This window comes from Paenibacillus favisporus, assembly GCF_040545415.1.
Taxonomy (GTDB): Bacteria; Bacillota; Bacilli; order Paenibacillales; family Paenibacillaceae; genus Paenibacillus_AQ; species Paenibacillus_AQ favisporus.
In genome coordinates this window covers 944,341-969,495 of sequence record NZ_JBEPLV010000002.1, presented here as the reverse complement: position 1 = coordinate 969,495, position 25,155 = coordinate 944,341, and the positions used below count along the sequence as shown (strand labels likewise).

Genomic DNA, 25,155 nt, shown 5'->3' with positions numbered 1-25,155 from the left:
GCACAACGAATGAGTAACAATCTATGGAATACGATCAAAAACAGTGGTGTCGTCTGGAAAATGCCGCTGGCTGCGGCGCTGTCATGGGAGGCTGCAAAGTGGGCGGGCTCTTCACATCCTTATCTCGCCCCGCTGACCGCGATTTTGTCCGTACAGGCCACGGTCAGCCAATCGATGCAGTTCGCCTGGCAGCGAGTTCTGGGAACGGTTGCCGGCGTCCTGCTGACGCTCTGCGTAACGCCCTGGCTCCCCCTGAACGGATGGAGCATCGGGGCGTGCCTGTTTGTCGCAGCCTTTGCCATCCAGCGCCTGAAGCTGGACCATACCATGGTCACACAGGTGGCCCTCAGCATTCTGCTCGTGCTGTTCTTTCAGCACAAAATGCCCAGCTATTCGCTCGACCGGATCCGGGATACGATCATCGGCGCCGTGTTAGCGGTACTGGTCCAGGCGCTGCTGTTCCCGCCGGATTCCATCCCATCCGCCAAGCAAAAAATGACCCGCTTCGCGGACCATTTGGCAAGTCATTTTATCAAAGCCGGGCAATGGGTGGAGAAGGGATGTCCTCCAAGTGAAGCGCAAACGCTGAAATGGACTTGGCAGGCGCTGTTTCAGGAGCTGCACCAAGCGACCACCGAGCTGGACAAGGCGGCCCAGAGCTTGCGGTACCACCCTTTTGCCGCCAAGAAGCGCGATCTGCTGAACCGCCTGACCCGGCAGATGGAGCAGCTGCGTTCGGGCTACGCCAATCTGTCGGATATGATCCGGGTGCTGGGGCAGTGGTCGCGGACCGGCCATTTTACCCGGGAGCAGCAGCAGCAATGGGCCGCTCACCTGCAAGAACTCGCCCAGGTGATCAAGCGGTGGCATACAGGCCCCGGCATCTCCACAGACGGCAGCGCCGGCAAGGTCAGCTTGAGCCTTCAGGCCCCGGCGCATTGGGAGCAGGAGCAGTACCCTCTCGCCCTGTATATGAATGCCGGGCAGCTGCTTCAGGATTTTGGCGGGGAATCCGCGTTCTCCTTGTCCCGCAGCAGTCCGTAGTCCTCCGGCGTGTCCACGTCGAGGAACAGATCCGGCGATCCGAAAGGGACAGAGATCCCCGGCCTTCTGTGACGGATCAGCTGCCGGGCTCCCTGGTCCCCTTGCAGCCGGAGCAGCTCCGGAAACATCCGCCGGTGGCAAATGACCGGCGGTCTCGCCAGACCGCCGAACTCCGCGGCGGCGAAATGAATCTCTTCCTGTTCCGATGCCTGATCGTAGCGGCAGAGCAGTTCGTTGATCATTGCAGCCGTGACGAAGGGCTGATCTGCGAGCAAGATCATAACCGCTTCGGCCCCCGTGGTCATCACCGCCTTCACCCCGCACCGGATCGAATGCGCCTGTCCTGAATGCGCATCCGGACAGCGGACAAGCGTCCATTTCGCTCGAAAGCAGTCATTGCCAAGGGCTGCGTCCAACCAATCCGCCTTCCCTTCGGCGGTCACGATCCATACATGCGCCAAACCGGCCTGCAGGGCGGCAAGCAGAGCGTGATTGCCAAGCGCAATCCCCCTCAGCGGCAGACCAAGCTTATTCGTTCCCATCCGGCTGCTTTGTCCCGCCGCCAAATATATGCCGTGGATGCTATGTCGCTTCATAAGATAAGCGCCTCTTTCGGGAAGTCCGGTACACCTGAATTAATTCGGCCACAATGCTGAAGGCGATCTCTTCCGGACCTTCTGCCCCGATCGGCAAACCTACTGGGGCGTGCCAATGCTCCGGCAGGGAGCCGCCTTCGAGAAGCCGCTCCGTTCTGCGTTTCGAGCCCAGGAGACCGACATAAGCCAGGTTTTGGCCAGAGAGGATCCGGATGAGCTCCCGGTCCCTCTGGAAGTGATGCGTCATAATGACCACGTAATCGTTTGGCGTCCACCGCATCCGCCCGGCCGTTTCCTCCGGGAAGCCGTCAAGCAGCGTGTGGGCATCCGGAAAAAAGCTTCGGTCGCACAGGGCTGCCCTCCAATCGGCGACGGCGACCGCGAATCCGGCGGCGGCCGCAAAGGAGGCCAATGGCCTGGCATCCGGCCCGGCACCGAACAGGGTCAGCCGGGGTTTGGGGAAATACGTGTGGACGAATACTTCCTCCGCCTCTCCCGGCACGATCTGCATCCCGCTCCGCCGCCCCATCCGGGCAGCAGCCCAATCCAACAGAGCCTCGGAAAACGCCCCCGGCCATTCGCCAAACCGGAGCCCGGAGCTGGTGACAAAGCTGTATCCGGCAGCCAGGGGGTCCGCGCTATTTTTTAGAATCAGCATGACTTCGGTCTGATCGTCCAAATAATCCTTCAGCATCAGCAGATGCCTCCGCAGCGAGTCGCCGACGGCCACAGCTGTAACCTGGATCACGCCTCCGCAGCCCGGCCCTTCCCCCCAGGACAGCGGATCGGCAGCGTCCAGGTCGAAAGTATAGGTGTGCGGGACCCCGGCTGCCAGAAGCTCTGGGACGCGGGCAGCGATATCCGCTTCCATGCAGCCGGCGCTCAGCACGCCGACCTGTGTTCCGTTCTCGAACAGCAGCATGGATGCGCCCTCTTTACGGTAGGCGCTGCCCTCCACCCGGGTAATGGTCGCCAGCACGCTGCGCTCTCTGCACTGCTGAAGTGCTTCCAGAATCCGATGAATGTCTTCCAAGCGCGTTCCTCCTTTTAGCTGCTGCCGGCTGCCGGGCCGCCTTCCTTGTTCGCTGCCAGCGCCGCCATGATCGCCCCGTGAATTTCTTCATACGAGGTGCAGCGGCATATGTTCGATTCCAGCCACAGCCGGATAGTCTCCGGATCCGCGTCCGGATGGGCGCTCAGCAGCCCGTGACCGTTCATGATAAATCCCGACGTGCAGTAGCCGCATTGAAACGCCTGCTTCAGGACAAATTGTTCCTGGACCGGCGAATGCTTCAGACCTTCGATCGTGGTGATGCGCTGTCCGTCCGCCTCTACGGCGAGCATCAGGCAGGACTTCATCGGCAGCCCGTTCAGGATGACGGTACAGGCGCCGCAGTCCCCATTCTCGCAGCCTGGCTTGCACCCGGTTAAGCCAAGGTGGTCCCGGAGGGTATGCAGCAGCGTCTCCGCCGCACGGACCCAGAGCCACCTGCGCTCCCCGTTGATCTCCAGCTCCAGCGGGTAGATCGCATTCGAGTTCGAGCTTGCGCTTTCCAGGACGTTCACCTTCCTTCCAAAGCATGAATGGCGTCTTTGACGGTTTGCTTAAATAAAAAGAGCCGGTAATCGGCCGTGCCTTCCGTATTGGTCAGCGGCGGGGCCGGGAGCTGTCCCGCTGCCTGGCGTGCCCGCTCTTCTGCAGAAAGCCCGGGGGTGTTCAGCACCTGCTCGATGGCGGCTGAACGGAACGGGAACCCGCAGACCCCGCTGAATGCCGCGCGGATGCGGCTTCCCTTTCTCACGGCGACCAAGGTCACCAAGGGGTAACCGACATTACCGATCTGCCGCTTCTTCACATGAACGGACGTCAGAGATACGAATTGACGGTCCGTCACGGTCTGCAGCAGAAACTCTCCGGGCTCCAGACGGATCTGCCCGCGGAAGACTTCATGGATCGCAGCCTCCCTGACGCCGCCTTTCCCAGCGATGACCAAACGGCTGTCGGCCACAAGCAGCGGGAGTACCGCTTCCCTGTAATAGATCCGGCCGCACAGGTTGCCGCCGAGCGTAATTTTGTTGCGGGACGTCTGGTCGGCGACGCCCTGGGCCGCCCTGCCGAGCAGCGGGAAGAGGTTCGCGCCAGTAACGGCGGACAACGTGACACAGCCGCCGATGATCAGGTCATTTTCGCGGAACTCCATCACATTGCATTCAGGGATCGCTTTTAAATCGACGACCGCACCCGGGCAATCCTTGTTCAGCCTGGCCATCGTAATGATTTCCGTCCCTCCGGACCAATACATCGGATGCTTGCCCTGGGCTTGCAGCGCCTGAAAGGCGTTGACCGCCTCTTTCACCGAAGACGGCCGGTAATAATCAAAGTCAAAGGATATCATGGGCCGTCCTCCAGATCCGCTCCGGGGTAAGCGGAAGCCGATTTAGCGCGATGCCCGTTGCTGCCGACAAAGCGTTTGCCAGAGCAGCAGGCATGCCGATCACGCCATGCTCGCCGATGCCCCGCAGGCCGAAGGGCGCCTCCGCGTTCGGCGTTTCGACGAAATCGACGAAATACGCTGGCTGCTCTCCGTATCGCAACATGTGATAAGTCCGGAACTGCGGATTCAGCACCCGGGCCTCTTCATTGAACGCAAAGGCCTCCCTGCTGGCAAGGCCCAGCCCCATGCTCATGCCTCCGGTGATTTGGCCGCGGGCGAAAACCGGATTGATCACCCTGCCGGCATCAATAACGGTTGCCGCCTGCAGGATTCGGTAGCTAAAATCCCTCGTATCCAGCTCCACCTCCACCATCTGTGCGCCGACAGTCCATTCCGGGCCCGGTTTTCCTTTGCCGGTCATCGGATCCAGCTCCTTAATATCCCGCATCGCATAGCTACCGCGGCCGATGACCTGGCTTCCAATCGTTCCCCCTTCCGGAAGTTTGTATCCAAGGGCAATCTTGGTGATCTCTATGCCGATCCCCGGATCCCGCTTGCTGTAAACCCTTCCGCCTCCGATTTCCAGCTCGGCCGGCGGGAGCTGAAGTACCCGAGCGGCCGTGTTCTTCAGCTGTACGATGGCATCGTGCGCCGCCGCCCGAATCGCGTTGCCGACCAGAAAAGTGCTGCGGCTTGCGACGGTTTTCCACAGCTGCGGCTCGGTCTCTGTATTGACGTCAGTGCTGATCGATACTTTGTGCACATCCATTCGGAGCAGCTCGGCTACCATTTGAGTGAGGGACGTCCGCGTGCCCTGCCCGATCTCCACAGCGCCGCAGAGCAAATTCACGCTGCCGTCGGCATTGAAAATGATGACCGCCCCCGCACCGGCATCGGCTGGGGTATTGGAATTTTTCCACATACAGCATACGCCTCTGGCTTTGACAAAGTGGCCTTTTGCTTCAATCAAGGGCTGCTCATCCCATCGGATCATATCTTTCAGCTTGGCGATACACATCGGGAGATTGCCTACCGTACTCCGGTCCAGCAGCGTTTGCGTCGGCGTCGTGTCACCGGGCCCGATAGCATTCAGAAAGCGGAACTCCAGCGGATCCATGCTGAGGCGTGCGGCCATGACATCCATTGCCCGCTCTATGGCAAACGTCAGCTCGGGATGTCCAAACCCGCGAAATGAAGTGGAATACGGATGATTCGTATACATGCAGAGCGAATCGCACTGCAGATTGTCGATTCGGTACGGACCCGAGCAGTCGCTGGCTCCCGCCTTGCTCATGATCGGTCCCCGGTCCGAGTAGGCTCCCCCGTCATACCAGTGCGTAATTTCCGCGGCGGCGATTTTTCCATCGGCGGTACAGCCGAGCTTGACTCTCGACTCCAGCCCGATATGCACCGGGGAAGAGACCATGTCCCGCTCCCTTGAATTGACCAGCTTGACCGCTTTTCCCCCTACGGCCCTGGAAGCCAGAAAAGCGAGAAATTCCAGCTGAACGGCCGCCTTCCCGCCAAACCCACCGCCAACGAGCGGGGTGTGAACGATGATTTGCTGCAGCGGGATATGAAAGTATCTGTTGATTTGGCTGCGGATGATGTAGGGGGACTGCGACGCGGAATGGATGACGGCTTTGCCGTCCGGCAGCAGCTCCGCCGTACTGCAGCGCGGTTCCATCGCGGCATGGTCGGATTGCGGCATGCTCACCCGGACCTCGATCGTGTGGACGCTGCGGCTCCATCCTTCCTCCATGTTTCCTTTGCGGATCCGGTTGCGGCTTGCAACGTTGGTGCCTGGATCCGGATACACCTCCTCATAGTGCTTATACTCGGCCAGACGTTCATGAATGAGCGGGGCGCCCGGCTTATAGGCCTCCAGCGGGGACTGAACAAGCGGCAGCGTCTCGTATTCCACGCGGACCTGCAGCGCCGCCATTTCCGCGATATATTCCGCATCCGCCACCACCACGGCGACCGGCTCGCCAAAATATCTCACCTTTTCTAAGGCCAGCGGCGGCCGGTCTTCCAGCGGAGAACCGGTGAGCACCGGGAAATCCTCTCCTGTGATGACCGCACGGACGCCCGGAATACTCCGGGCCGCGGAGGTATCGATCGACAGCATCCGGGCATGGGCATGCGGGCTGACAGCCAAGGCGGCGTGAAGCAGACCCGGCTTCGAGGTATCTCCCGTGTAACGGGCCGCCCCGGTCACTTTCTGCCCGGATTCCTTTCTCAGAACTCCTTTTCCGATGGACGAGGCGATTTCGGCTCCCTCCTTTCATCCCCATAGTTGTGATAGATGCACATCCTCTACTGCCTATTTATATGGGAAATGCATTGTCCCTAGTATTCGGGTTTATCGCACACCCTCAGTAAAAAAGGTCTATCGATGCACATTCAATGAAGACAGACCGCGTATAGCGGCAGTTTTCCTTGCGAAATTAGGAAGCTCAGCCGCTGAAGCTTATACGTCTTATACCTAAAAAAACTGCCCGACGGACATGCATTGTCCGTCGGGCAGCGGCGGGTTCATTCCCATCCCTGTGTATCGTGATTTGCTTTCGGGCTCAGAGCTCTACCCTCGGAGCGTCCCCATCTGCTCCAATGCTTTCTTCTGTCCCATCTGGATTCGGCGGATCGCCGGACTGATCATGCGGCACCGTGACGGTGACCGTACGATCTGTTTGATTGCCCGCTAGATCGGTCGCCGTATACGTGATGGTATACGTGCGCGACTTTTCGGCGCCAGGCGGAATAACGTGGCTGCCGAACCGATTTCGGCTTCGATAAGCTCAACGCCCGAGCGAGGACTGCACCGTGCCGTGCAGCCGCAGCTCCGCCATATTGCCAAACCAGGTGCCGGCGTTGTACATCCGGATGTAGCGGTAGGCTTCCTTTCCGTTGACCGGCAGCACCTGCCAATCTGCGGTAGATTGCGCCGGCGACGTCAACGCCGTCCACTCCGTCAGGTCGTTCGATCCTTGGACGACCGTCCCTTTGATGCGGGAAAAGTAACTGTCCTGTCTTGCCATCAGCTCCACGCCGGTAAGCTGTGCTTGATAGCCCTCTTTCAAGTCAAAAACGATATATCCACCGGCCCCGCCCCCGTTCAGGCGGAAGTCGGAAATAGTGCCGGCATCGGCATCGAACAGATTCGCGACATTTTTCAGGGTGTCTGTCACCGCCCGCCCGGTAGAATCGATGAAATCGGCAGCTTGCTGGACATCGATGACGTCATCGTCCCGGCTGACGAACAGCTTGGAGTTATCCGTCGTCAAAACCTGCGGTGTTCCCGGCGTTCCGTCTGCCTTGGTATAGGTAATGTTAAACTTGACGTTCCCCATGGGTGCGTCATCCGATAACACGGTGTTCGCCGTCCAATGGCGCTGATCATCCGTACGGACTTCGGCCTCCTTACCCTGGATACTGACCTTAACTTGGCTGATTGTCTCCTTGGAAGTAAAGGATAGTTGAACCGGGTCGCCGGGAACGACCCGCTGCTTCAGGGCATGCTCCGATGCAATCGACACCGAGTCCAGATCGTTGTGGATTTCGTGGCGCTGTCCCTCGATCCGGAATTCGCTCACTTCAAGCATGGTGCTCTGCGGTGCGATCATCTGCATTTTCAAAAAGCGGAACGGCTCTTGACGGTAGGCCTCGTCTACCTCCAGCCTCTGCATATCCTCTGTGAGCCCGGTCATTGCGGACGTTAAGCGGGTCCAGGTTTCGCCGTCGTTGGAGCCGAACACCGCGATGCCCGCAATCCGCTCCGGAAAGCTTCGCCGTCCCCGGATCTGGAAGGCGTCTGCGGACACTTTGAAGCTGCTGCCGAAATCGATCGTGTGGAACAGATCGGCAGCCAGTCCATAGGCCGCAAAAGTATTATCGTCCCCATCCGTGAGACTGCTCAGGTAATCACCGAAGGAGGAAGCCACCACGATCCCCGCTGTATAATCCAGGCTTCCGTCGGGAAGATGCGGGGTTAACGGCTTCAGTTCCATCGCCGCCTGCAGAACGTCGGACAGCTTGCGGTCAAAAAGCTCATCGCTTGCGCTGCCGATGGAAGCCAAGGCATCAGCATAGGTCTGCTTAAAGTGCTCCAGGGACGAAGACACGTAGCCCGTGTTGGAGTCATAAAGCGCTGCCGCGGCATCCACGGCGGATTTCCGGTCTTCCTCCACCTCGAAGCGGACGTTCCGTGTCGCGACGGTCGTTCCGTCGGTGGCCGTGACGGTGAAGGCGTAAGTGCCAGCCTGCTCAGGCTTATAACGGAACGCGCCGGTATCTGGATCCAGCTCGGCGCCTGCCGGCAGCCCCTCCGCCTCATAGGTCACGCGATCACTTGGACCCGGGTCGGTGGCCGAAAAATCATAAGACGTTGCGGCACCCACATAAGCGACCCGCTCCAGATCGCCGCTACCCGCCTTAAATACCGGCGGCGTCAGCTGCTCTCCTGCCTTGACGTTCAGACAATCGATGCCTATCTTTGTTCCGGGACCGGTCACCTTCCAGTACACGATGCTGTGGTTGGGGTCGACCTGACTGTAAGTCACATGATCGATGCCCATATCATAAATGATGTACCTCCACTCGCCCTTGGTATCCGGCAGCGTCAGCGTATGATAAGGCGTGGAGCCCATCGCCCTGCTCATCGCAAGCTGCGCCGGGCCGTTCGTCCGGAACCTCAAGCCGACCAGGAGCGGCTTCGAGCGGTCGCCGTAAGCCACGTTCAGCGGTGCCAGCCAGCTGCCGTTCTCCGTTGCTTTGACCTCAATGTACGAAACGTCCTCGTCCTTTCGTGTCGCTGCATTTTTGTCAAATGCCGTATAGCGCTCTTCGACGTCGATCCGCGCGCTGTCCTGTTGCGTTTTGGGAACAAGCTTATCCCCTTCGGCGCCGGCCTTTTTCGGAATGTACAGCCAGAAGTCTCCGCCTCCGTCGACATTGTCCCACGCCTGTTCCAGGTTGCCTTTGTAATAATAGTTGGATGGCGGGCGCTTCTCGAACATTTCGGTCAGATAAGGAGCTTCCTTCTTCAGGTTCATGCCTTCGGTGTACTTGTAATAGAAGTAAATGTCCCAAAAATTCGTCGTGACCATTCTCCCACGGTACATTTCGGACAGCTGCTTGTAGATGATGAGCGGCTTACCGTCCGGATCCATGCTCGCGGCCACCGGGTTCCATGGGGTATCGTAGCCCAGCATGTAACGGCTGAAATAATCGGCAGCGCTCAAGATCCGGTTATTTAAAAATTGATAGGAGGTCACGGCGTTGTTGGCGGTCGAAACCGTGCCTTTGACAGGGTCCACCTTCGTTCCCTGTGCCAGCAGCAGCCGCGACAGAATGGCCGCATTGTTCAGGTCGCCGCCGCCATGGGCTTGGTCCCTTCCCATTTCGACATGCTGCACGCGCGGGGTTGTGAGCTTCTCACCGGTCACGGCATCGGTATCCACCAAGCGAAAAAGCGCTTGGATGGAGCCGTTGATGCCCTGGTCGACAGCGGTTTTATTGACGGTGAACCATTCGACGCCCTCGTTGTACCGCTCGCGGTTGTCGGTAAAAATATAGCCCGCCATCGCCCCGAGCAGCGGATACGTATGCTGATTCATGAAATGGTTGTTGTCATGCTGGAAGGTCTCAATCACCGGTGTGATCAGATGGTTCGTGAAATCGGCCGTATCCTGCTCCGTCCACTTCAGGCTCTCCGTGCGGTAACTGGTGTATCTCAGGATCTCCGCCGCGGTCACCATCCGGTTCAGCGGAATTCCCGTGTGGATGTGGGCATCCTGAAAATACTTGTATTTAGCCGGATCCATCTGGGACCAGATCCGGATGATGTGCAGCGCATTTCCACGGTATGTCTCGTCTCCAGTAATATAGTACAGCAGCGCCTGCGTGTAAGCTTTCAACCCGTCGGCAATAAATCTGGAGTTGATCCCCTGGCTGTCGAATGCGTCGCTGCCCGGCTTGGATGGATCGGCCGCGCTCTGATTGCTGGAGGTGACATCCTTCGCTGCGGACGAGGAGACAAGCATCGCCTGGTAATAGGAATACCAGGGATCCTTTTTTTCCAGGACCTGAGTCCGCACGTTTTCCAGGATCTCTTTCGTCAATCCGACGCCGGGGTGCTTGAATCCGCTGCTGACGGTTTCATGAATATCCACCCGGTAGTCTGTAATTGCAGCATTCCCATTACCGGATACAGTCTCTGCCGCCGCCCGGTTTGAAGGGAACAGCGGGATCAGCAGGGAGATCGTCAACAGCACGATGCCCGCACGCCTCCAAACCTGACTGAACGGAGCCTTATGCTTCACTTCCATGATCATCTTCCTTTCCTTCTGAAATGTACTGCCGTTTAAGTCGAATTTGCTCTGTCAACTACCCTCCTCAGCTCCAGCGCTTCGGGCTGGTATGCTTCTTCGCATTCCTCCTTTGGATATGGAAATCGATGAATCCGCTTACAAATTTGTTCTGATATAGATGACCGGCCTTCTCTTCTTATCTTAAAAAATGGCCGCCATCCCTGGAATGCAGTTTCTTTAGGCCGATGTGCCGCTTTTTTTGGCAGTTGAACAAAGACCCCGCCAACGGGTCGACAGGGTCTTTCGGTTTCTTTATTTAGAGATCGGCATTCGGATTTAATTCGCCTCTCCCGTTCACCAGATCAGGAAGTCCATTCCTTTCAGGCGGAGCACCGCCTCGATCAGAAAGTAGTCTCCGTAGATGATCGGCACGGAGTAATCCCCGTTGCGCCCGTGATACGAACCGGTTCCGCCGCCCACGATGGCGTCTTCGTCCGGGTTCCAATTGCAGAAGCGCTTATCCGTGGCCTGCAGGATGCGCAGCGCGGCATTTACGTACAGCGGCTTCTCCAGTGCCGGCAGGGCCTCGGCGATTTCCAGCAGGCCGCAGGCCGCGCACATGCCGGCGGTCGTGTCCCAGGCCACCGGCTCGGCCGGAGCCCGGAAGTCGACCAGCGGGACATAGCCCGTCGCAGCCACGTTCGCGATGAAATAGTGCGCGACCCGCTTGGCCGCCTCGAGGTACCGGGCTTCACCCGTATGACGGTGGCTCAGCGCGAAGCCGTACAGCGCCCACGCCTGCCCGCGGGACCAGGCGGAGCCGGTCCCGTAGCCCTGGCCTCCCGGCGCTTCCACAAACGAACCGTCCTCCGGGCTGAGGATGACGATGTGGTTGCACGAGCCGTCCGGGCGGACGACGTTAGCCAGCGTTGTGTCGGCATGCTGCCGTGCGATAACATCGAAGCGCGGATCGCCCGTCTCGCGGCTTGCCCAATACAGCAGCGGGATGTTCATCATGCAGTCGACGATGATCCACCCGGTGCAGTCGTCGTTCCAGGCGCGGATGAACCGGCCCGCCGGGTTGTAGCGTCCGGCGAGCAAATTCGCCGCGTGCATGCCGCGCGTTTTGGCGCGGGCGCTGCCGGTCAGGCGGTAATTGGCGACCGCCGAATGCAGCCACATAAAGCCGACGTCATGATGAAGGCCGTCGTAGCCTTCCAGCGCGGCGTCCAGCTTGCGCTCGACGCTTTCGGCCGCCGCCCGGTACTTCGTTTCCCCTGTGGCGTGATACATCTGCCAGAGCATCCCCGGCCAGAATCCGTTGGTCCACCAGTAAATATCCGTCTCAGCCTTATCTTCGCGATATGCGCCATTCTCCGGAATATACGGGATCCGGTCGCCGATCCGGTCCACTTCAGCCAACATTTTCACCTGCAGCTTATCCCATACGTCATCCAGCCACTGCCGCTCCTCCGTCGTCAATCCGGCGTGCGGCGCCGGCTTTTCCACGTTATTCTTGACCATCTATGACTCACCCCTTGATTGCGCCGGACGCGAGGCCCTTCACAAAGTACTTTTGCAGGAAAATAAACACGATCAGCACCGGCACGATCGACATCGTCGTCCCGGCAAAAATCATATCCCAGCGCGACGAAAACTCGCCGACATAATAGAAAATTTCCACGATCATCGTTTTGGGCTGCCCGGAAGGCAGTACCAGCATCGGCATCAGGAAGTCGTTCCAGATCCCCAACCCCTGCAGTACAACCATGCTTGCGGTACACGGACCGAGCAGCGGGAAGACGATGCGCCAAAAGATGCCGTATCGTGAACACCCGTCGATGGCGGCCGACTCCTCAATTTCGCGCGGAACCCCTTTGAGGAAGCTGGTGTACAGCAGACAGCCGAAGCCCACCGAGCCGGACACATAAATGGCGATCGGCCCGATCAGATTGCCGTACATGCCGAGCATTTTCAGTTCCTTAAAGAGCGGAATCATGTACGCCTGGAACGGAATCATCATCCCGGCAAGGTAGAAGACGAACACGAAACCCGTCCAGCGCTTGTTATGGCGCTCGATCGCATACCCTGCCATCGGGATGATCAGCACCATGAACAGGATCGAGAGCACGGTCAGCAGAACGCTGTTGATCATCGCTTTCGGGTAGTCCGTTTCAGTCAGCAGGTACTTAAAGCTCTCCAAATAGAACGACTTGGGGAAGGCGATGGCGTCCCGCATAATTTCCGGATTGCTCTTGAATGCGGACATGAGGTTAAAGAAAATCGGAAAGAAAAAGATGACGGCCAGAATCAAGGTCACGATAAACATGAGCACGTCGTTCCATTTGCGCCGTTGTTCCATCATTACAACTGCACCTCCCTTTTCCGCAAAAACTTCACCTGGATGACCGTAATGACCAGGATCAGCAGGAACAGCACCATCGCCATCGCGGTTCCGAATCCTTGCCGCATTTCGCCGAAACCGACTTTATAAATGATGTAGGTCAGCGTTTCCGTGGCAAATCCGGGCCCGCCGTCGGTCATCACCGCGATTTGGTCGAAAATTTTCAGCGAGCTGATCATGGACAGCACCGAGCATACGGTCATCGAACCGGCGAGCAGCGGAAACGTCACGTGCCGGAACTGCTGCCACCGGTTCGCCCCGTCTATGGAGGCGGCCTCCGTCAGATCGGCGGAAATGCTCTGCAGGCCGGCGAGGTAAATGATCATATAATAACCGGCCGATTTCCAGACCGCGGACAAAATGATCGATACCATCGCGTATTTCGGACTGCCCAGCCAATCGACCATAAGCGAGGACAGCCCAATTTTATCCAATATTTGATTGAAGACGCCGAAATTGTAATTCAGTATGATCGTCCAGATAAACCCCATGACCACCCCGCTCATCAGGACGGGAAAATAAAAGATGCTGCGGAACAGATTGCGGAACCAGCGCACCTGATCCACCATCACCGCCAGCAGCAGGGCGGCCACGTTCTCGAGGACGACGAGCGACACCGTCAGAATCAGCGTGTTCTTCAGCGCATTGTGCACCCGATCGCTGTGCCAGATCTCCACGAAGTTGGCAAATCCGATGTAGTGAACGTCGCTGCTCACGCCATCCCAGGAGGTAAAGCTGAGATAGACGCTGCTTGCCGTCGGCACGATCACGAAGAGCGTATACAAGATGAGCGACGGCAGAATGAACAGCAGGGCATAGAGCTGCACCTTTCGCTTTTTCTTCGGAATCGGCATGGTCTGAATCTGGTTATGGCTGTCGGGATAAGGCATTGCCATGCTGGGATCCTCCTTTGCTTGAGATGCGCCTTACTGCTTGTTGGCTGCGACTTCCGTATCGTACTCGGCGTCCGCCTTCTTCATATATTCCGCGACGTCGCCATTCTTCAGAACCATTTCCTGCATGAGCTTGTAATACCAGTTGCGGAATTGCGGCGGGATCTGATTCTCTCCCCACCAGTTGTTGATCGCCAGCGATTTGGTCACCGATTCGTCCTTCATCAGGTCAAGAACGGTTTGCATCTGCTCGGTTGCCTGGTATTCCACAGGTTCCTTGGTGGATGGAATGCCGTTAACCGTAGACAGATACTTCGCGTACTGCTCTTTGGAAAAGAAAAACCGGATAAACGATTTCATGGCGTCCACTTTTGCCTGATCTTTGGCCGCATCGGCGGACAAGGTCCAGCCGGCCGGCGACGGCAGACCGATAACATTGCGTTTGCCTTCCCGGTCAGGCAGCGCGTAGAAGCCGAATGCAAAGTTCGGATCCGCCTGCTGGATTTGCGTGAACATCCATGGACCGGAGAACAGCTGCGCGGCTTTGCCTGCCACCAGGATGGACGCCGTCTGGTTGTCGGCGGTGCTCAGCCAGCCCTTGTCCACATATTTGGAGAACAGCTCCTTATAGTCTGTCATCGCCTGAACCACGTTGGCGTCAGTAAAGCTCACCTGTTTGGCCGTGCGCTTGGAGTTCCAGTCCGGATCTTTGGCATACACATCATCGATCAGAAACTTGTTCAGCCAGAAGCCCATATGGAAAATATCCTTGCCGCCGACGACGATCGGGGTGATGCCGCTCGCCTTCAGCTTCTCCTGGTCGGCCAAAAACTCGTCGTACGTCTTCGGTTCTTCGGTAATGCCGGCCTTCTCGTAAGCCTGCTTGCTGTAAATAATGCCCTGCGGGGCGTTCAGCGTCAGCGGAGCGTTATACACCTTGCCGCCGACTTCCGGCAGCGTGCTGAACAGATCGTGCAGGTCGGACGGGAGCTCCACGATTTTGCCGGCCTTCAGAAAGACCTCGGTATCGCGCATTTCCACCAGATCGGGAAATTCGCCGACCGCGTCCTTCGTCTTCAGCCAGTCGAGATAAGAAGAAGTCGTCCCTTCGCTGACGTCCTTGATTTCGACGTTCGGATTGGCTTCAGTAAACGCCTTAATTGCGTCGGATATCGCTTGCTTGGATGCCGGGTCGCCGGTGGCATAGCCGATCGTAAACGAGGTTTTCGCCGCCTGGCCTCCTCCGTCTGAAGCGCCATCTCCGCTTGTTCCGGATGCGCCTGATTCCGTGCCGCCATTGCCGCATGCGGACAGAACGAGCACGAGCGCCAGCAGCAGGCTGAGCATGTGAAATTTGGATTTGTGAGCCATCTGATGTGTTGCCTCCCTTTTTGTGAATGGTACGGTTCGAATCGTGCGGATCGACGGGTTCCATGCCGCCTGGATAACTGCGCCGCGCGCGTCCGGCCCGATCCTTGGTCTTAGGTTATCAAAATGCGGAAGCCGCTAGAATGAACTTTTTCGAGTTTGAGGTGAGGCTTTTTCGAGTACTTCCTGAAGAAACATCCCCACAAAGTGGAGCCTATACCTCGGTGCATATTCCAAATACTTTGCGGGGACCCCAAAAAATTATAAATTCTATAATGCAGAAAAAAAACGCCTGACGGCGTTTTAAACCGGCGGGCCGGAGGGTGGTCCGCATCCTATGGCAAGGTGTGATGGATGACTTGGGCAGCTTGAGGTCAAGCTTTTCTTTTCTTGTCCTGGCGGTAATCGTTCGGGAGGCTTCCGTACGTTTTGCGGAAAATGTCGCTGAAATGGCGGGCGTTGTTATACCCCACCGCCTCGGCAATTTCATACACCATCAGATCGGTATGAAGGAGCAGCCGCACCGCGTGTTTCATCCGGATGCCGGTCACGTACTGCTTGAAATTGATGCCGGTCTGCTTTTTGAAAAAAAAGCTGAAGTAGCTTGGATTCATGAACGTAATGCCGGCGGCCGACTCCAGCGTGATTTCCTCCGGATAGTTCTCCTCAATATACTGCTTCACCTTGGCAAGCAGCGCTTTGTCCTTATTGACGGATTCCGCCCCGGCCATCCGGAACATCCTCTCGACCGTATCCGTTATGTCGCGCCGGAGATCGGCGTACGAGCCGCACTGCTCCAGCTTCCGCTGAACATCATGCGCATCCAGGCTGGCTTCAGGCAGAGATAGGCCGGATTTCCCCAGTTCCTGCGCCAGCAAAAGGACGGACGAAAACGCCGTCGACACCGCCAGCGACCGGCTCCCGTAGGCGCTGACGCAGATGTAGGAGAGCAAGCGGTCCAACCCTTCTGCAACCGCTTCCCAATCGTCGTCCGTAAAGCCGTTCACCACCGCCAGCTGACGCCGGTACAGCTCATCCTGCTTCGGCTTGTTGTCCATGGCCCGGTAGGTATAAATCCGGTTCGGTCCGTCAAAATACTTCAGGCCAAGCGCCTGCTCCGCCTGCCGGCAAGCCTCCGGAAGGCTGCCGAAATCGGCCGCCGCCGGACTGGTCCCGATCGTCACACTCAGCTTCAGATAGGTGCGGATGCTGCGCTTCACGTCCTGTGCCAGTTCTAATGCTCCCTCGGGACCCTCATGGCAGGCGACGTAACAAAACCGGCCGGACCGGACAAACACATGGCCTGATCCTGACCAGCGCACGACTTCCTGCAAAATGTTGCCGACGGCAAACTCCACGAGCTGCGTCTCCCTGTTATTCCACTTATCGCTGTCGCCGGGAAGCTGCTCGGCCAAGACCACCCCGGTGCTGTACAACGGGCCCGGCAGCTCGCCCGCAAGGTGTCGGTAAGGCGCGGAACCGGGCTGAAGCGTTCCCTCCATCAGCTGCGCCAGCCACGACTCCAGCTCGCCCTGACGGATCTTGTGCTCAAGCTGCTGCAGCTTTCCTTTGCGGATCGCTTCCTCCTGGTGCTCATTGATGAGGGATGCCGCCTTGCAGAGCACCGATTCGAGCTGCTGTTTGATGATCGGCTTCACCAAGTAATCGAGCGCCCCGTAAGCCACCGCATCCCGCGCGTAGGTAAATTCCTGGAAGGCGCTGATAAAGATCACCTTTATTGACAGCCTTTCTTCATGGATGCGGCGGATCATATCTATTCCGGTAAAGTGCGGCATGCTGATATCGCTGATGATCACGTCGGGCTTCAGGGCTTCCATCAGCTCCATTAACTCCCGGCCGTCGCAGGCATTTCCGATAATGTCAAAGCCAAGCGCATTCCAGTCGATCAATTTCCGTAATCCCTTGAGGATCATCGGCTCATCGTCCGCGAGCAGAACCCGAATCATCGTCATGCACCTCCTTGATAGGCAGTTCGATCGTTACGGATGTGCCGATATGGGGCCGGCTGGTCACCGACAGCCCAAATTCCTGACCGCACAGCGACCGAATCCGCTCCTGGACGTTTTTCATCCCGACGTGTCCGGACGGCGCACCTTCCTCAGCAAGCCTGGCCGTGATCCGCTCGACCTCCTCTTTTTCCATTCCGACCCCGTCATCAACAATGACGATGGCCAAGCGGTCCTCCTGTTTGCGAATGGAAATGCCGACCGTCCCTTTGCCCTGCGGCCGCAGGCCGTGCTGCACGGCATTTTCCACAAGCGGCTGCAGGAAGAGCTTCGGCACGCTCCACGACAGGCGTACATCGTCCGCAATGTGCGTCCGCAGCTCGTAACGGTTCTCAAACCGGACTTCGATAATGTAAAAATAGTCCCGGAGATGATCGAGCTCCTGCTGCAGCGGTACCCATTCCTCACCGTAATCGATGACGTACTTAAGCTGGTTGGACAGCGACAGAATCATGTCGCCGACCTCCGGCACGTCGCTGTGCACGGCATTCATCCGGATCACCTCCAGCGTGTTATATAAATAGTGCGGGCGGATCTGGCTTTTGAGCGCATTCAGTTCGGTCTGCTTCTGCTTGATCTCGGCGACATAGGCTTCGTCGATAAAAGCCTGCAGCCGCTCGATCATCCGGTTAAAGCCATGGCCCAAACGGCCGATTTCATCCTGGCTCCGGACTTCAACATGCGTGTCCAGATTTCCCGATTCCACGGTGACCATCTTCTGGATCACCTGGCGGATCGGCGCCGCCAGCCGCCGCGAGAACCAGACGCCCATGACGATCAATACCACCGCGCAAATCACGATCGCGATATACACCGCCGTGCGGGTCGTCGCTAGCTGACGGTACAGCTCCTCTTTGGACAGACGGGTCACGATGCGGCCCTGCAGAGCCGGAATCGGTTCACTAAGAGCCAGCATCTGACCATCGTCTTGATCCGATACCGTGACGGTCTTCCCCGCGTTATTCCGATGACCGAAATAGAAGCGCCCCTGTTCGTCCAGCACATACAGCTCGTCCTTCCCGTTTAATTTCATTTCGGAAAAAAATTGGTTGAACATGTCCGTGCTTACGTCAAAAAACAGCGTTCCGACCACATGCGGCTCCTTCTCAAGCGGCAGTGAGATATCGATCAGGTTTCGCCCGATCGTGACGACTTGTTTGTCCGAACGGGCAAAATAGGTCTCGTCATGCGCAGCGAAATAGGCGATGTTCCGTGGCCGTTCCTTCATGGCGCTGAGCCAGTCTTGTAATGGCAGCGCTTCCGGAATCAGCACCGCATTGGTTCGGAGCTGGTAATACAGCTTCATGTCCGAGGACCTGACAAAATACACGTTGCGGATAAAGGGATCGCTGTACAAAATCGTTTTGAGAAAGCTTTCAATCGGGACCGAATTGATCTGCTCCAGTTCGTTGACCTTGCGGGTCTGGTTTTCGTCCGATCCTTCGACGTAACCGTCATACCGGCCGGTGTACATCAGCTTGGAAATGTCGTCGTATTTGGTCAGCGCCGAGTTGACGTTATAGCTCATGTACAGCACCATCTGCCGAAGGTTATTGGTCGTATAGCGCTCCACATGCGACGTGAACGACTGCACGGCATAGTAGCTGAGCAGGGATAACGGCACAAGTCCCACGAGGATAAAGGAGGCCGAAAATTTAAAGAAAAGGCTTTGCGTTAGCTGTTTCCATCTGAGCATGAATGTCAGGTCCCTCCTCTTCCCCCTATATTAGCACAGACCGCAGGCACGTCAGGTGTACATTTTTCGAGCCGAAGGTGGGAGGTTTTCGAGGATATTGCTGATGATGAGTTTAAGCCTGGAAGTCATGCACGAATTCGGTATAAAATGGTTGATGTGTGCTTTTTGCACACTGTTACTGGTTGTTTTTTTACATGTGGGAGGAGAATCGTTGTGAAGAATTGTGCGCTGTACAGCTCAACCTTCGATCTGGATCAGATCGTGGACCTGATAAAGGCGATCGACCCGAATGGAAAAATGAGCGTCAATGAGAGCAAAACCCGGATTGAGATCGTCAGCAAGGGCTGGCTTCGCCGAAAGGCTACCGCTTTTAACATCATGACCAGCAAAACGCATCCGGATGAGTTTGCAAGCATGCGAAGCGGCATGGAGCAATTTTTTGCCCAGATCCCGGCGGAGAACGAGCCGCTGCAGCAAAAGCTGCTGATCAAGATCAGCACGCTCAATATGGTCATCGGCGTCGAAACGGAGGATGACATTTCGGAGTCCTTGTTCACCCGGCTGCTGTCGATTATCCAGCCGCTGGACGGGCTGATGTTCTGGGGCGGCGGGCAGCTGCTGAACCCGGAAGGACGGCTCCTGCTGGGTACGGACGGCCGCTCGGAAGTGGAAGATTATACTGTCACCGCCCATACGAGCTTCCTCCATGGCGAGGAGCCGGAGACAGCTTCCGGTACGGAGCGCAAAGCGCGATCCGAAGCGATTCTGTCGGCGAAAGGCTTTCAGAAGATGCCGCCGATGCCCGGACGGCTCGGCGATGAAGCCGCGGGACGAATCCGGACGCTCGCGGAAACCGCGCAGCGCGCCGTCGCCCTCTGCATTACCGCCGTCAAGGGCGAATGCATCGGTGCGGGCGAAAGCCCCGAAGATACCCGGGAGCTGATCTCGAGAATTACGGCCCAATACAGGGCGGACGGCTTCTTTTCTCCCGAGGAGAAGGCGTTTATCCAAAACGGCCATGCGGATGAATCCGAAGCGGTCCCGTTTTCCTGGCGGTATGAAGGCTTTTGGGTGCTGCTGTGGGCCTTGGGCCATGTGGACGCCTTGGGGAGCCCGACGGATATTTGCGATGTCCCCGAAGCCGTCTCCAAGCTGCAGCAGTTTGATTCGTTTGATGCCTTTTTAGCGGGCTCACGGCTGCGGAGCAGTATGGAAATTCTCGACGCCGCCGATTTGATCTACCGCTACGACTGGCTCTGCGTCGACAGCCGGATTCAAGGACAGCCGGCTCCCGGCGGCCTGAACGCAGGCGTCGTGTATGAGCGTCACCGTGCCTTGAACTGGCTGACCGGATACATGGGCCAGGAATGGGACGATGTGCGGACGGATACGTAGGGTGAAAGGAATATGGGTTACTACTTTCCGAGAGGGTAGGCAGTGGGGTCCGAACAACGGCATATTTGCCGAGCGTTAAGCAGAGGGGATCGAACAAAGACCTACTCGAGGAGGGTTTGTGAAGAAGCGGCAAAGATGCTTCGTGTACATATATGATGATATATGGATGATCTTCTTTTTTTCAGATGGACGCAGGTGTGACCTGAGCATGGGCACTTAAAGGAGGATGCAAGTATGAGTAACGAACGGATCGTAGAGCTTCAAAGCGCCTTGCAGCGCACGGTGACCCTTTTTCAAACAGGTGGAAGCAGGCCTAGCCCCTCGGTGGAGCAGTGCTGGATCGGACAAGTCAACCTGGCATTGCCCCATGAGGAACTGCCCGTCGATGTGGACGGAGAGGCGATGGCTCCCATCCTTCAGCTATATCTGCCCGCGCTGCCCTATGTTCCGGACGAACTGAAGGAAACCGAACTGCTGACCGTATTTTTGTCACCTAACGTCCTGGATCACGATGATATGAGCGGATATATGTGCATCCGAGAGTACAGCGATACCGGGAAATTGGTCTTGAAAGACTTCGGGCCTGCCTTTATGTCGATCAAACCTTTCCCGCTGTTCCCAGAGCTTTGTCAAGATGACTCCCCGCAATGGGACAGCGATGATATACCCGAAGCGTACAGACAAGAGATTCTCCGACTGGAAGAGCTGGAAGGGCTGAATTATTTCGAGGATATTGCTGGGGAAATATATCGTGTCCACAAGCTTGGCGGATATGCCGCCTTCACCCAGCCTGGCGTTGACTTTGGAGATGGATACGCTTTTGTCCTCCAAATCGCCTCAGACGCCAAAGCCGGGCTCAACATCGTGGATGACGGCAATTTTTATTTTGCCAAGCATAAAAAGGACGGCACCTGGCGCGGCTACTTCGATTTTTATTAAAGAAACTATGGGGAGTGAAACTTGATGGACGTGATGGACCAAGCGATGGCATCTTTTCTAAAATGGCAGGATCAATATAACGAGGCATATGGACTTTTTAAAGAGCAGGACATCCGCCCGTTGGCGGAGTTCTGTGACCCCGGCGTGGATATACGTATTCCGCTTTCGCCGGAACTGCAGCATTTTTACACCAGGTATGAAATAAGAAGTGGTGCTGATCATAAAACATCGCTCGGAATGAAAAGCGCCGCCGTGGAAATCGGAGATGCGGCCGTTCTTTTCTTTCCGAAGCCGGAGCATTTGTTTCGCCAGCAGCTGGGATACCGTTGGCTGGGAACGGGGGAGCCGTATCAAGCATCCCCTTCCTGGCCTCCGGAGCATGTGGTCATTGCCAATTACAACGACGACCCGCTGATCGTCGACACCGCCTCGCCGGCGTCCCCGGTGTACGGGCGGATCGATGGATCTGAAGCATTCCTCCTTGCAGACTCGCTGGCCGACTTTTTTTCGGCCCTGGCCCTCTTGATCGAAGCCGCTTTCGCAATGGAGGGGAATGTAACCAACGAAGAAACGTTTGAAATCGAGGCTGCCTTTGTGGAGGAAGTCAGGCCGAAGCTGATGCAGCTGCTGGGCGAGGAGAAGGCGGAAAATGTGATGAAGTATTTGTCGTTTTACTAGAGAACATCTCGGATTCATCCGCTGAAAACAGTCATTGACGGATAATCCTTCAAGAGATCAGTCTCGCAATGAAAAATGCGATTCCGGCGGCCGCTCCGCCTACAATGGTTGTTTGCCAGGCACTACGGAACGGACGGGTACCGGTGAACCTTCCTTTAACGTAGCCAAACACGAATAAGGCAATCATCGTGACGATCACCGAAACGGATAAAGCTGTGCCCGACTGCCTGATCAGCATGTAAGGGGACAGCGGAATCACACCCCCTATAATGTAGGATAGTCCGATCGTAAGCGAGCTGTTGCGCGCCCTCTTAGGCTCGGGCTCTTCGAGCCCGAGCTCATATTTCATCATAAATTGAACCCATCGGTCCGAGTCCTGGCAGATGGCATCCACCGCCGATTCCACAATTTCTTCGGGAAAATGCCACTCTCTCAGGATATCGGCCACTTCCTCCCTTTCCTGATCCGGTATTTCCCTGAATTTCCTCCTGCTCCCGCACGAGTTCGGATGCATAATGCTCCTGGTCCGTCCGGGCGGCAAGATATCCGCCGAGCCCCATCGCGATAGCACCCGCAGCGATTTCAGCCATCCCCGCCACAACGACCAGGCTCGTATTTGGTACGGTCCCGGACAAGCCGGCGGCAAGGGCAAACGGAACCGTTAAACCGTCCGACATTCCGATCACAATATCCCTGATCAAATCCGGTGCGTTAAAATGCTTTTCCTCATGCCTTTCCACAGTCATCATTCCCCCACCCTGCGAGCAGCTTCTGCGCTTGATTCCCTTAATATAGGTGGTTTCCGTTAAAATATACCTGAATGAGCCTGCACGGCCTGTGCTCCATTCGGGGGATATCAGCAAAAACTCCCGGCGTCATAGAACCGTCCGGGAGTTTTTGCTGCAGTGATGTGTTCATTGTGATTCTCTGAAATCTGTAATCTGGGAGCAGCTTACAGAACGCATCGATTTGAATGCGATGCCCGGGCAAAGCCTTGCCTCGTTATGTCCAATAACGACGGGAAACGCAGTGCTCGTCAGCAAGCTTATATCCTTTCAGTGGAATCAGCTCCACAGAGCTGGCCGAATCCGGCGAATGGATCATGTGCCCGTCCCCGGCGTAGATGCCGACATGATGGACGCGTCCCTTGCCCTGCTCATAGGCAAAGAACAGCAGATCCCCCGGCTGAAGCTCCTCCGGCGGGACGCTGACTCCGTGCAGCGCCTGGACAGAGGCGTCCCTTGGGATGACGATGCCGCAGGCGAGATGCATGGAGTGGGCAAACCCGGAGCAGTCGTAGCCCCAGGCTGACATGCCCCCCCACAAGTAAGGCAGTCCCAGAAAGCGCTTGGCCTGCGCCACGATGGCCTGGCCCTTATTCTGCCCATCCGGAAGAACCGCCGGGTATTCCCCTGGCTCAGCCGCCACCTGTACGTCTGCCCGTCTGATCCGGGCAAGACCGTGCGGGGTCTGTACGACGACAAAGGAATCCCCACGAGAATTCACCCCTGCCCCAACACCATCTATCGGAATACTCCCTGCTTGGGGAAATGCTCCAGCATCGGGTCCTGCTACCGATTCGGCTTGAAAACCCGTTTCGGCTTGAGCTTCATCGCTGGGTTCTACCTCAAGCACCGTACCCCGCTCTTCCTCGGTTGCCAGCGGCAGCCTTGTCAGGAAGCTGATACGCATTTTCGCCGATGAGGACAACAGCTCCAAGTCCGTCGTAGGTGCCGTAACGATCGCAGAAGCTGGAGCATCAGCGGCGCCGGGAACGCTTCCGCTGCTGTCCAGCAGCCGACGTACTTCCTCCTCACTCAATGGCAGCAGCTGCTCCGTCGGAATCCAGCCGGGATATCCATTCTCATCCTTGGGCGAGAGCTGGCCCGGAATGGCGACCCGGCTCCAGCCGTCCTGCTCTTCGTAGGCAAGGACGGGCGTGCCGTACAGCGCCTGGGTCTGCACGCGGTTGGCCGCGCACAGATCGAGCTTATCCGGTACCGTCATGGCGGCGAGCCATGCCTCGATACCGCTCCCCCGTGCAATCCCCGGATCGCTTTCCATCTCCAACGGATTCCCCGAATCAGATTGGCCCTTGGCCTCCCGTTTGGCACTCCCAGGTTCACTAGGGGCGAACCCAGCCAGTGCCGGTTCGTCCAGCGCCCGCGGCGAGGACGGGCTGGTCCAGACGGTAGCTACCGGAACGCTGACCACCCGCCATGCCGGGGATACGGCCTGATCGTCTCGATCCGCCATCACCATACCCCCACTTCGTCCGTCGTGCGCACATCGGTTATGCCCAGACCCGGCGCATCCGAGAAGGTCATCACCCGGCCGTCATACATGACGCCGCCGACGACATCATCCTGATGCAGCATCAGCGGCGCGTCGAAGTCGTAGCGGGTGACGTTCTTTTTGCTGGCGGCGAAATGGGCAGCGGCGGTCACTGCCAATCGGGATTCGATCATGCTGCCCACCATGCACTCGACGCCGTATTCTTCAGCCAGCTGGTTAATCAGCTGCGCCTTGTAAATGCCGCCTGCCTTCATCAGCTTGATGTTGATCAGGTCTGCCGCGTGCCGCTGCAGCACCTCCAGCGCCTGCACTGGAGAAAAGACGCTTTCGTCGGCCATAATCAGAGTGTCCACCGCCGCGGTCACCTGCTGCAGCCCATAAATATCCCCGGCCCGGACCGGCTGCTCCACCAGTTCGATGTTCAGTCCCATGTCCTCCATCTTCCGGATGGAGCGGATCGCCTCCTTGGCCTGCCAGCCCTGATTGGCGTCCAGCCGGATCTTGACGTCGCTGCCGATGCGCTGCCGGATTTCCCGGATGCGGCGGATATCATGCTCGATGTCATCCTTGCCGACCTTGATCTTCAGCACGGTAAATCCCGCCTGAACGTATTGGGCCGCGTCTTCTCCCATTTCCTCGGGCGAGTTGACGCTGACCGTAAAGTCCGTTTCGATCCGGTCGCGGTACCCGCCGAGAAACTGGTACAGCGGAATACGCCCGTGCTGGGCCACCAAGTCATATACGGCCATGTCGATGGCCGCTTTGGCACTGGTACAACCGACCATGGCCTGGTGGACCGACTGCAGGATCTGCTCGTAAGCGAGCAGGCTTTGGCCGATCAGGAGCGGCTTGAATGTATGCACAATGGCGGACTGGATCGCCTCGAGGCTGTCGCCTGTGATGACGACGGTGGCCGGCGCCTCGCCCCAGCCCACTTTTCCGTCGTCGGCCGTCATTTTCACCACAATCGATTCGGCTTGATGAACCGTGCGCAGCGCCGTCTTGAACGGTTTGGTCAGCGGCGTGTACTTGCGCAGCACTTCGATATCATGTATTCGCATTTGCCGGTTGCCT

The 25,155-nt window shown here is 57.4% G+C and carries 20 protein-coding genes; 4 read left to right on the top strand and 16 right to left on the bottom strand.

The genetic code is table 11. The features are described 5' to 3' along the window. Positions 1-9 precede the first annotated feature (9 nt). The gene (locus ABID47_RS12380) at positions 10-1,044 is read left to right on the top strand and encodes an FUSC family protein (RefSeq protein ID WP_354497051.1); all 1,035 of its coding nucleotides are present in this window, start codon (positions 10-12) and stop codon (positions 1,042-1,044) included. On the opposite strand, the gene ABID47_RS12375 is transcribed toward ABID47_RS12380, so the two are convergent. The 12 genes from ABID47_RS12375 to ABID47_RS12320 form a co-directional block, all read right to left on the bottom strand. Beyond that, positions 993-1,640, bottom strand: coding sequence for a nucleotidyltransferase family protein (locus ABID47_RS12375; protein ID WP_354497049.1), 648 nt, complete (start codon positions 1,638-1,640; stop codon positions 993-995). The genes ABID47_RS12380 and ABID47_RS12375 overlap by 52 nt on opposite strands. Beyond that, positions 1,627-2,673, bottom strand: a complete 1,047-nt coding sequence (locus ABID47_RS12370; RefSeq protein WP_354497047.1) for an XdhC family protein — start codon at positions 2,671-2,673, stop codon at positions 1,627-1,629. The genes ABID47_RS12375 and ABID47_RS12370 overlap by 14 nt, the downstream gene beginning before the upstream one ends. Positions 2,674-2,687: 14 nt before the next feature. Then, entirely contained in the window at positions 2,688-3,206 is a 519-nt protein-coding gene (locus ABID47_RS12365; protein ID WP_354497045.1) for a (2Fe-2S)-binding protein, read from the bottom strand. Beyond that, a complete protein-coding gene (locus ABID47_RS12360; RefSeq protein WP_354497043.1) occupies positions 3,203-4,036 on the bottom strand; it encodes an FAD binding domain-containing protein in 834 nt (277 codons plus the stop codon). Before ABID47_RS12360 ends, ABID47_RS12365 begins: the two co-directional genes overlap by 4 nt. Beyond that, entirely contained in the window at positions 4,023-6,296 is a 2,274-nt protein-coding gene (locus ABID47_RS12355; protein ID WP_354497041.1) for a xanthine dehydrogenase family protein molybdopterin-binding subunit, read from the bottom strand. Before ABID47_RS12355 ends, ABID47_RS12360 begins: the two co-directional genes overlap by 14 nt. Positions 6,297-6,876: 580 nt before the next feature. Then, positions 6,877-10,410, bottom strand: a complete 3,534-nt coding sequence (locus tag ABID47_RS12350) for a putative Ig domain-containing protein (RefSeq protein ID WP_354497039.1) — start codon at positions 10,408-10,410, stop codon at positions 6,877-6,879. A 330-nt stretch (positions 10,411-10,740) separates the two neighbouring features. Then, a complete protein-coding gene (locus ABID47_RS12345) occupies positions 10,741-11,910 on the bottom strand; it encodes a glycoside hydrolase family 88 protein (protein WP_354497037.1) in 1,170 nt (389 codons plus the stop codon). Between the two features lie 7 nt (positions 11,911-11,917). Then, positions 11,918-12,748: a carbohydrate ABC transporter permease gene (locus ABID47_RS12340; RefSeq protein WP_354497311.1), complete on the bottom strand. Its 831-nt coding sequence runs from the start codon at positions 12,746-12,748 to the stop codon at positions 11,918-11,920. Positions 12,749-12,750: 2 nt separating this feature from the next. Continuing rightward, complete coding sequence (locus ABID47_RS12335; protein ID WP_354497035.1) at positions 12,751-13,686, bottom strand: carbohydrate ABC transporter permease; 936 nt, start codon at positions 13,684-13,686, stop codon at positions 12,751-12,753. Positions 13,687-13,716: 30 nt separating this feature from the next. Then, on the bottom strand, positions 13,717-15,054 hold the full coding sequence (locus tag ABID47_RS12330; protein ID WP_354497033.1) for an ABC transporter substrate-binding protein: 1,338 nt from the start codon (positions 15,052-15,054) through the stop codon (positions 13,717-13,719). 371 nt (positions 15,055-15,425) lie between these two features. Continuing rightward, a complete protein-coding gene (locus ABID47_RS12325; protein ID WP_354497031.1) occupies positions 15,426-17,018 on the bottom strand; it encodes a response regulator in 1,593 nt (530 codons plus the stop codon). Further along, positions 16,990-18,774: a cache domain-containing sensor histidine kinase gene (locus ABID47_RS12320; RefSeq protein ID WP_354497029.1), complete on the bottom strand. Its 1,785-nt coding sequence runs from the start codon at positions 18,772-18,774 to the stop codon at positions 16,990-16,992. Before ABID47_RS12320 ends, ABID47_RS12325 begins: the two co-directional genes overlap by 29 nt. 213 nt (positions 18,775-18,987) lie before the next feature. On the opposite strand from ABID47_RS12320, the gene ABID47_RS12315 reads away from it, so the two are divergent. The 3 genes from ABID47_RS12315 to ABID47_RS12305 all read left to right on the top strand — a co-directional run bounded on the left by ABID47_RS12315 (position 18,988) and on the right by ABID47_RS12305 (position 21,786). Beyond that, on the top strand, positions 18,988-20,169 hold the full coding sequence (locus tag ABID47_RS12315) for a DUF4272 domain-containing protein (protein WP_354497027.1): 1,182 nt from the start codon (positions 18,988-18,990) through the stop codon (positions 20,167-20,169). A gap of 234 nt (positions 20,170-20,403) precedes the next feature. After that, a complete protein-coding gene (locus ABID47_RS12310) occupies positions 20,404-21,108 on the top strand; it encodes a YwqG family protein (RefSeq protein WP_354497025.1) in 705 nt (234 codons plus the stop codon). Positions 21,109-21,132: 24 nt separating this feature from the next. After that, positions 21,133-21,786 carry a hypothetical protein gene (locus tag ABID47_RS12305; protein WP_354497023.1) on the top strand — a complete coding sequence of 218 codons (654 nt, stop codon included), beginning with the start codon at positions 21,133-21,135 and terminating at the stop codon, positions 21,784-21,786. A 49-nt stretch (positions 21,787-21,835) separates the two neighbouring features. On the opposite strand, the gene ABID47_RS12300 is transcribed toward ABID47_RS12305, so the two are convergent. The 4 genes from ABID47_RS12300 to ABID47_RS12285 all read right to left on the bottom strand — a co-directional run bounded on the left by ABID47_RS12300 (position 21,836) and on the right by ABID47_RS12285 (position 25,142). Further along, entirely contained in the window at positions 21,836-22,234 is a 399-nt protein-coding gene (locus ABID47_RS12300; protein WP_354497021.1) for a VIT1/CCC1 transporter family protein, read from the bottom strand. Further along, positions 22,125-22,535, bottom strand: a complete 411-nt coding sequence (locus ABID47_RS12295; protein WP_354497019.1) for a VIT1/CCC1 transporter family protein — start codon at positions 22,533-22,535, stop codon at positions 22,125-22,127. Before ABID47_RS12295 ends, ABID47_RS12300 begins: the two co-directional genes overlap by 110 nt. Positions 22,536-22,788: 253 nt before the next feature. Next, a complete protein-coding gene (locus tag ABID47_RS12290) occupies positions 22,789-24,042 on the bottom strand; it encodes a C40 family peptidase (protein ID WP_354497017.1) in 1,254 nt (417 codons plus the stop codon). Continuing rightward, a complete protein-coding gene (locus ABID47_RS12285; protein ID WP_354497015.1) occupies positions 24,042-25,142 on the bottom strand; it encodes a mandelate racemase/muconate lactonizing enzyme family protein in 1,101 nt (366 codons plus the stop codon). Before ABID47_RS12285 ends, ABID47_RS12290 begins: the two co-directional genes overlap by 1 nt. Positions 25,143-25,155: the final 13 nt, after the last annotated feature.

What these genes read in the sequence shown, in the direction of transcription:
- ABID47_RS12295 (WP_354497019.1), bottom strand. Translation starts at nt 22,535, where the DNA reads ATGATGACTGTGGAAAGGCATGAGGAAAAGCATTTTAACGCACCGGAT.
- ABID47_RS12360 (WP_354497043.1), bottom strand. Translation starts at nt 4,036, where the DNA reads ATGATATCCTTTGACTTTGATTATTACCGGCCGTCTTCGGTGAAAGAG.
- ABID47_RS12310 (WP_354497025.1), top strand. Translation starts at nt 20,404, where the DNA reads ATGAGTAACGAACGGATCGTAGAGCTTCAAAGCGCCTTGCAGCGCACG.
- ABID47_RS12380 (WP_354497051.1), top strand. Translation starts at nt 10, where the DNA reads ATGAGTAACAATCTATGGAATACGATCAAAAACAGTGGTGTCGTCTGG.
- ABID47_RS12330 (WP_354497033.1), bottom strand. Translation starts at nt 15,054, where the DNA reads ATGGCTCACAAATCCAAATTTCACATGCTCAGCCTGCTGCTGGCGCTC.
- ABID47_RS12340 (WP_354497311.1), bottom strand. Translation starts at nt 12,748, where the DNA reads ATGGAACAACGGCGCAAATGGAACGACGTGCTCATGTTTATCGTGACC.
- ABID47_RS12350 (WP_354497039.1), bottom strand. Translation starts at nt 10,410, where the DNA reads ATGATCATGGAAGTGAAGCATAAGGCTCCGTTCAGTCAGGTTTGGAGG.
- ABID47_RS12375 (WP_354497049.1), bottom strand. Translation starts at nt 1,640, where the DNA reads ATGAAGCGACATAGCATCCACGGCATATATTTGGCGGCGGGACAAAGC.
- ABID47_RS12335 (WP_354497035.1), bottom strand. Translation starts at nt 13,686, where the DNA reads ATGGCAATGCCTTATCCCGACAGCCATAACCAGATTCAGACCATGCCG.
- ABID47_RS12285 (WP_354497015.1), bottom strand. Translation starts at nt 25,142, where the DNA reads ATGCGAATACATGATATCGAAGTGCTGCGCAAGTACACGCCGCTGACC.
- ABID47_RS12345 (WP_354497037.1), bottom strand. Translation starts at nt 11,910, where the DNA reads ATGGTCAAGAATAACGTGGAAAAGCCGGCGCCGCACGCCGGATTGACG.
- ABID47_RS12305 (WP_354497023.1), top strand. Translation starts at nt 21,133, where the DNA reads ATGGACGTGATGGACCAAGCGATGGCATCTTTTCTAAAATGGCAGGAT.
- ABID47_RS12290 (WP_354497017.1), bottom strand. Translation starts at nt 24,042, where the DNA reads ATGGCGGATCGAGACGATCAGGCCGTATCCCCGGCATGGCGGGTGGTC.
- ABID47_RS12320 (WP_354497029.1), bottom strand. Translation starts at nt 18,774, where the DNA reads ATGCTCAGATGGAAACAGCTAACGCAAAGCCTTTTCTTTAAATTTTCG.
- ABID47_RS12325 (WP_354497031.1), bottom strand. Translation starts at nt 17,018, where the DNA reads ATGATTCGGGTTCTGCTCGCGGACGATGAGCCGATGATCCTCAAGGGA.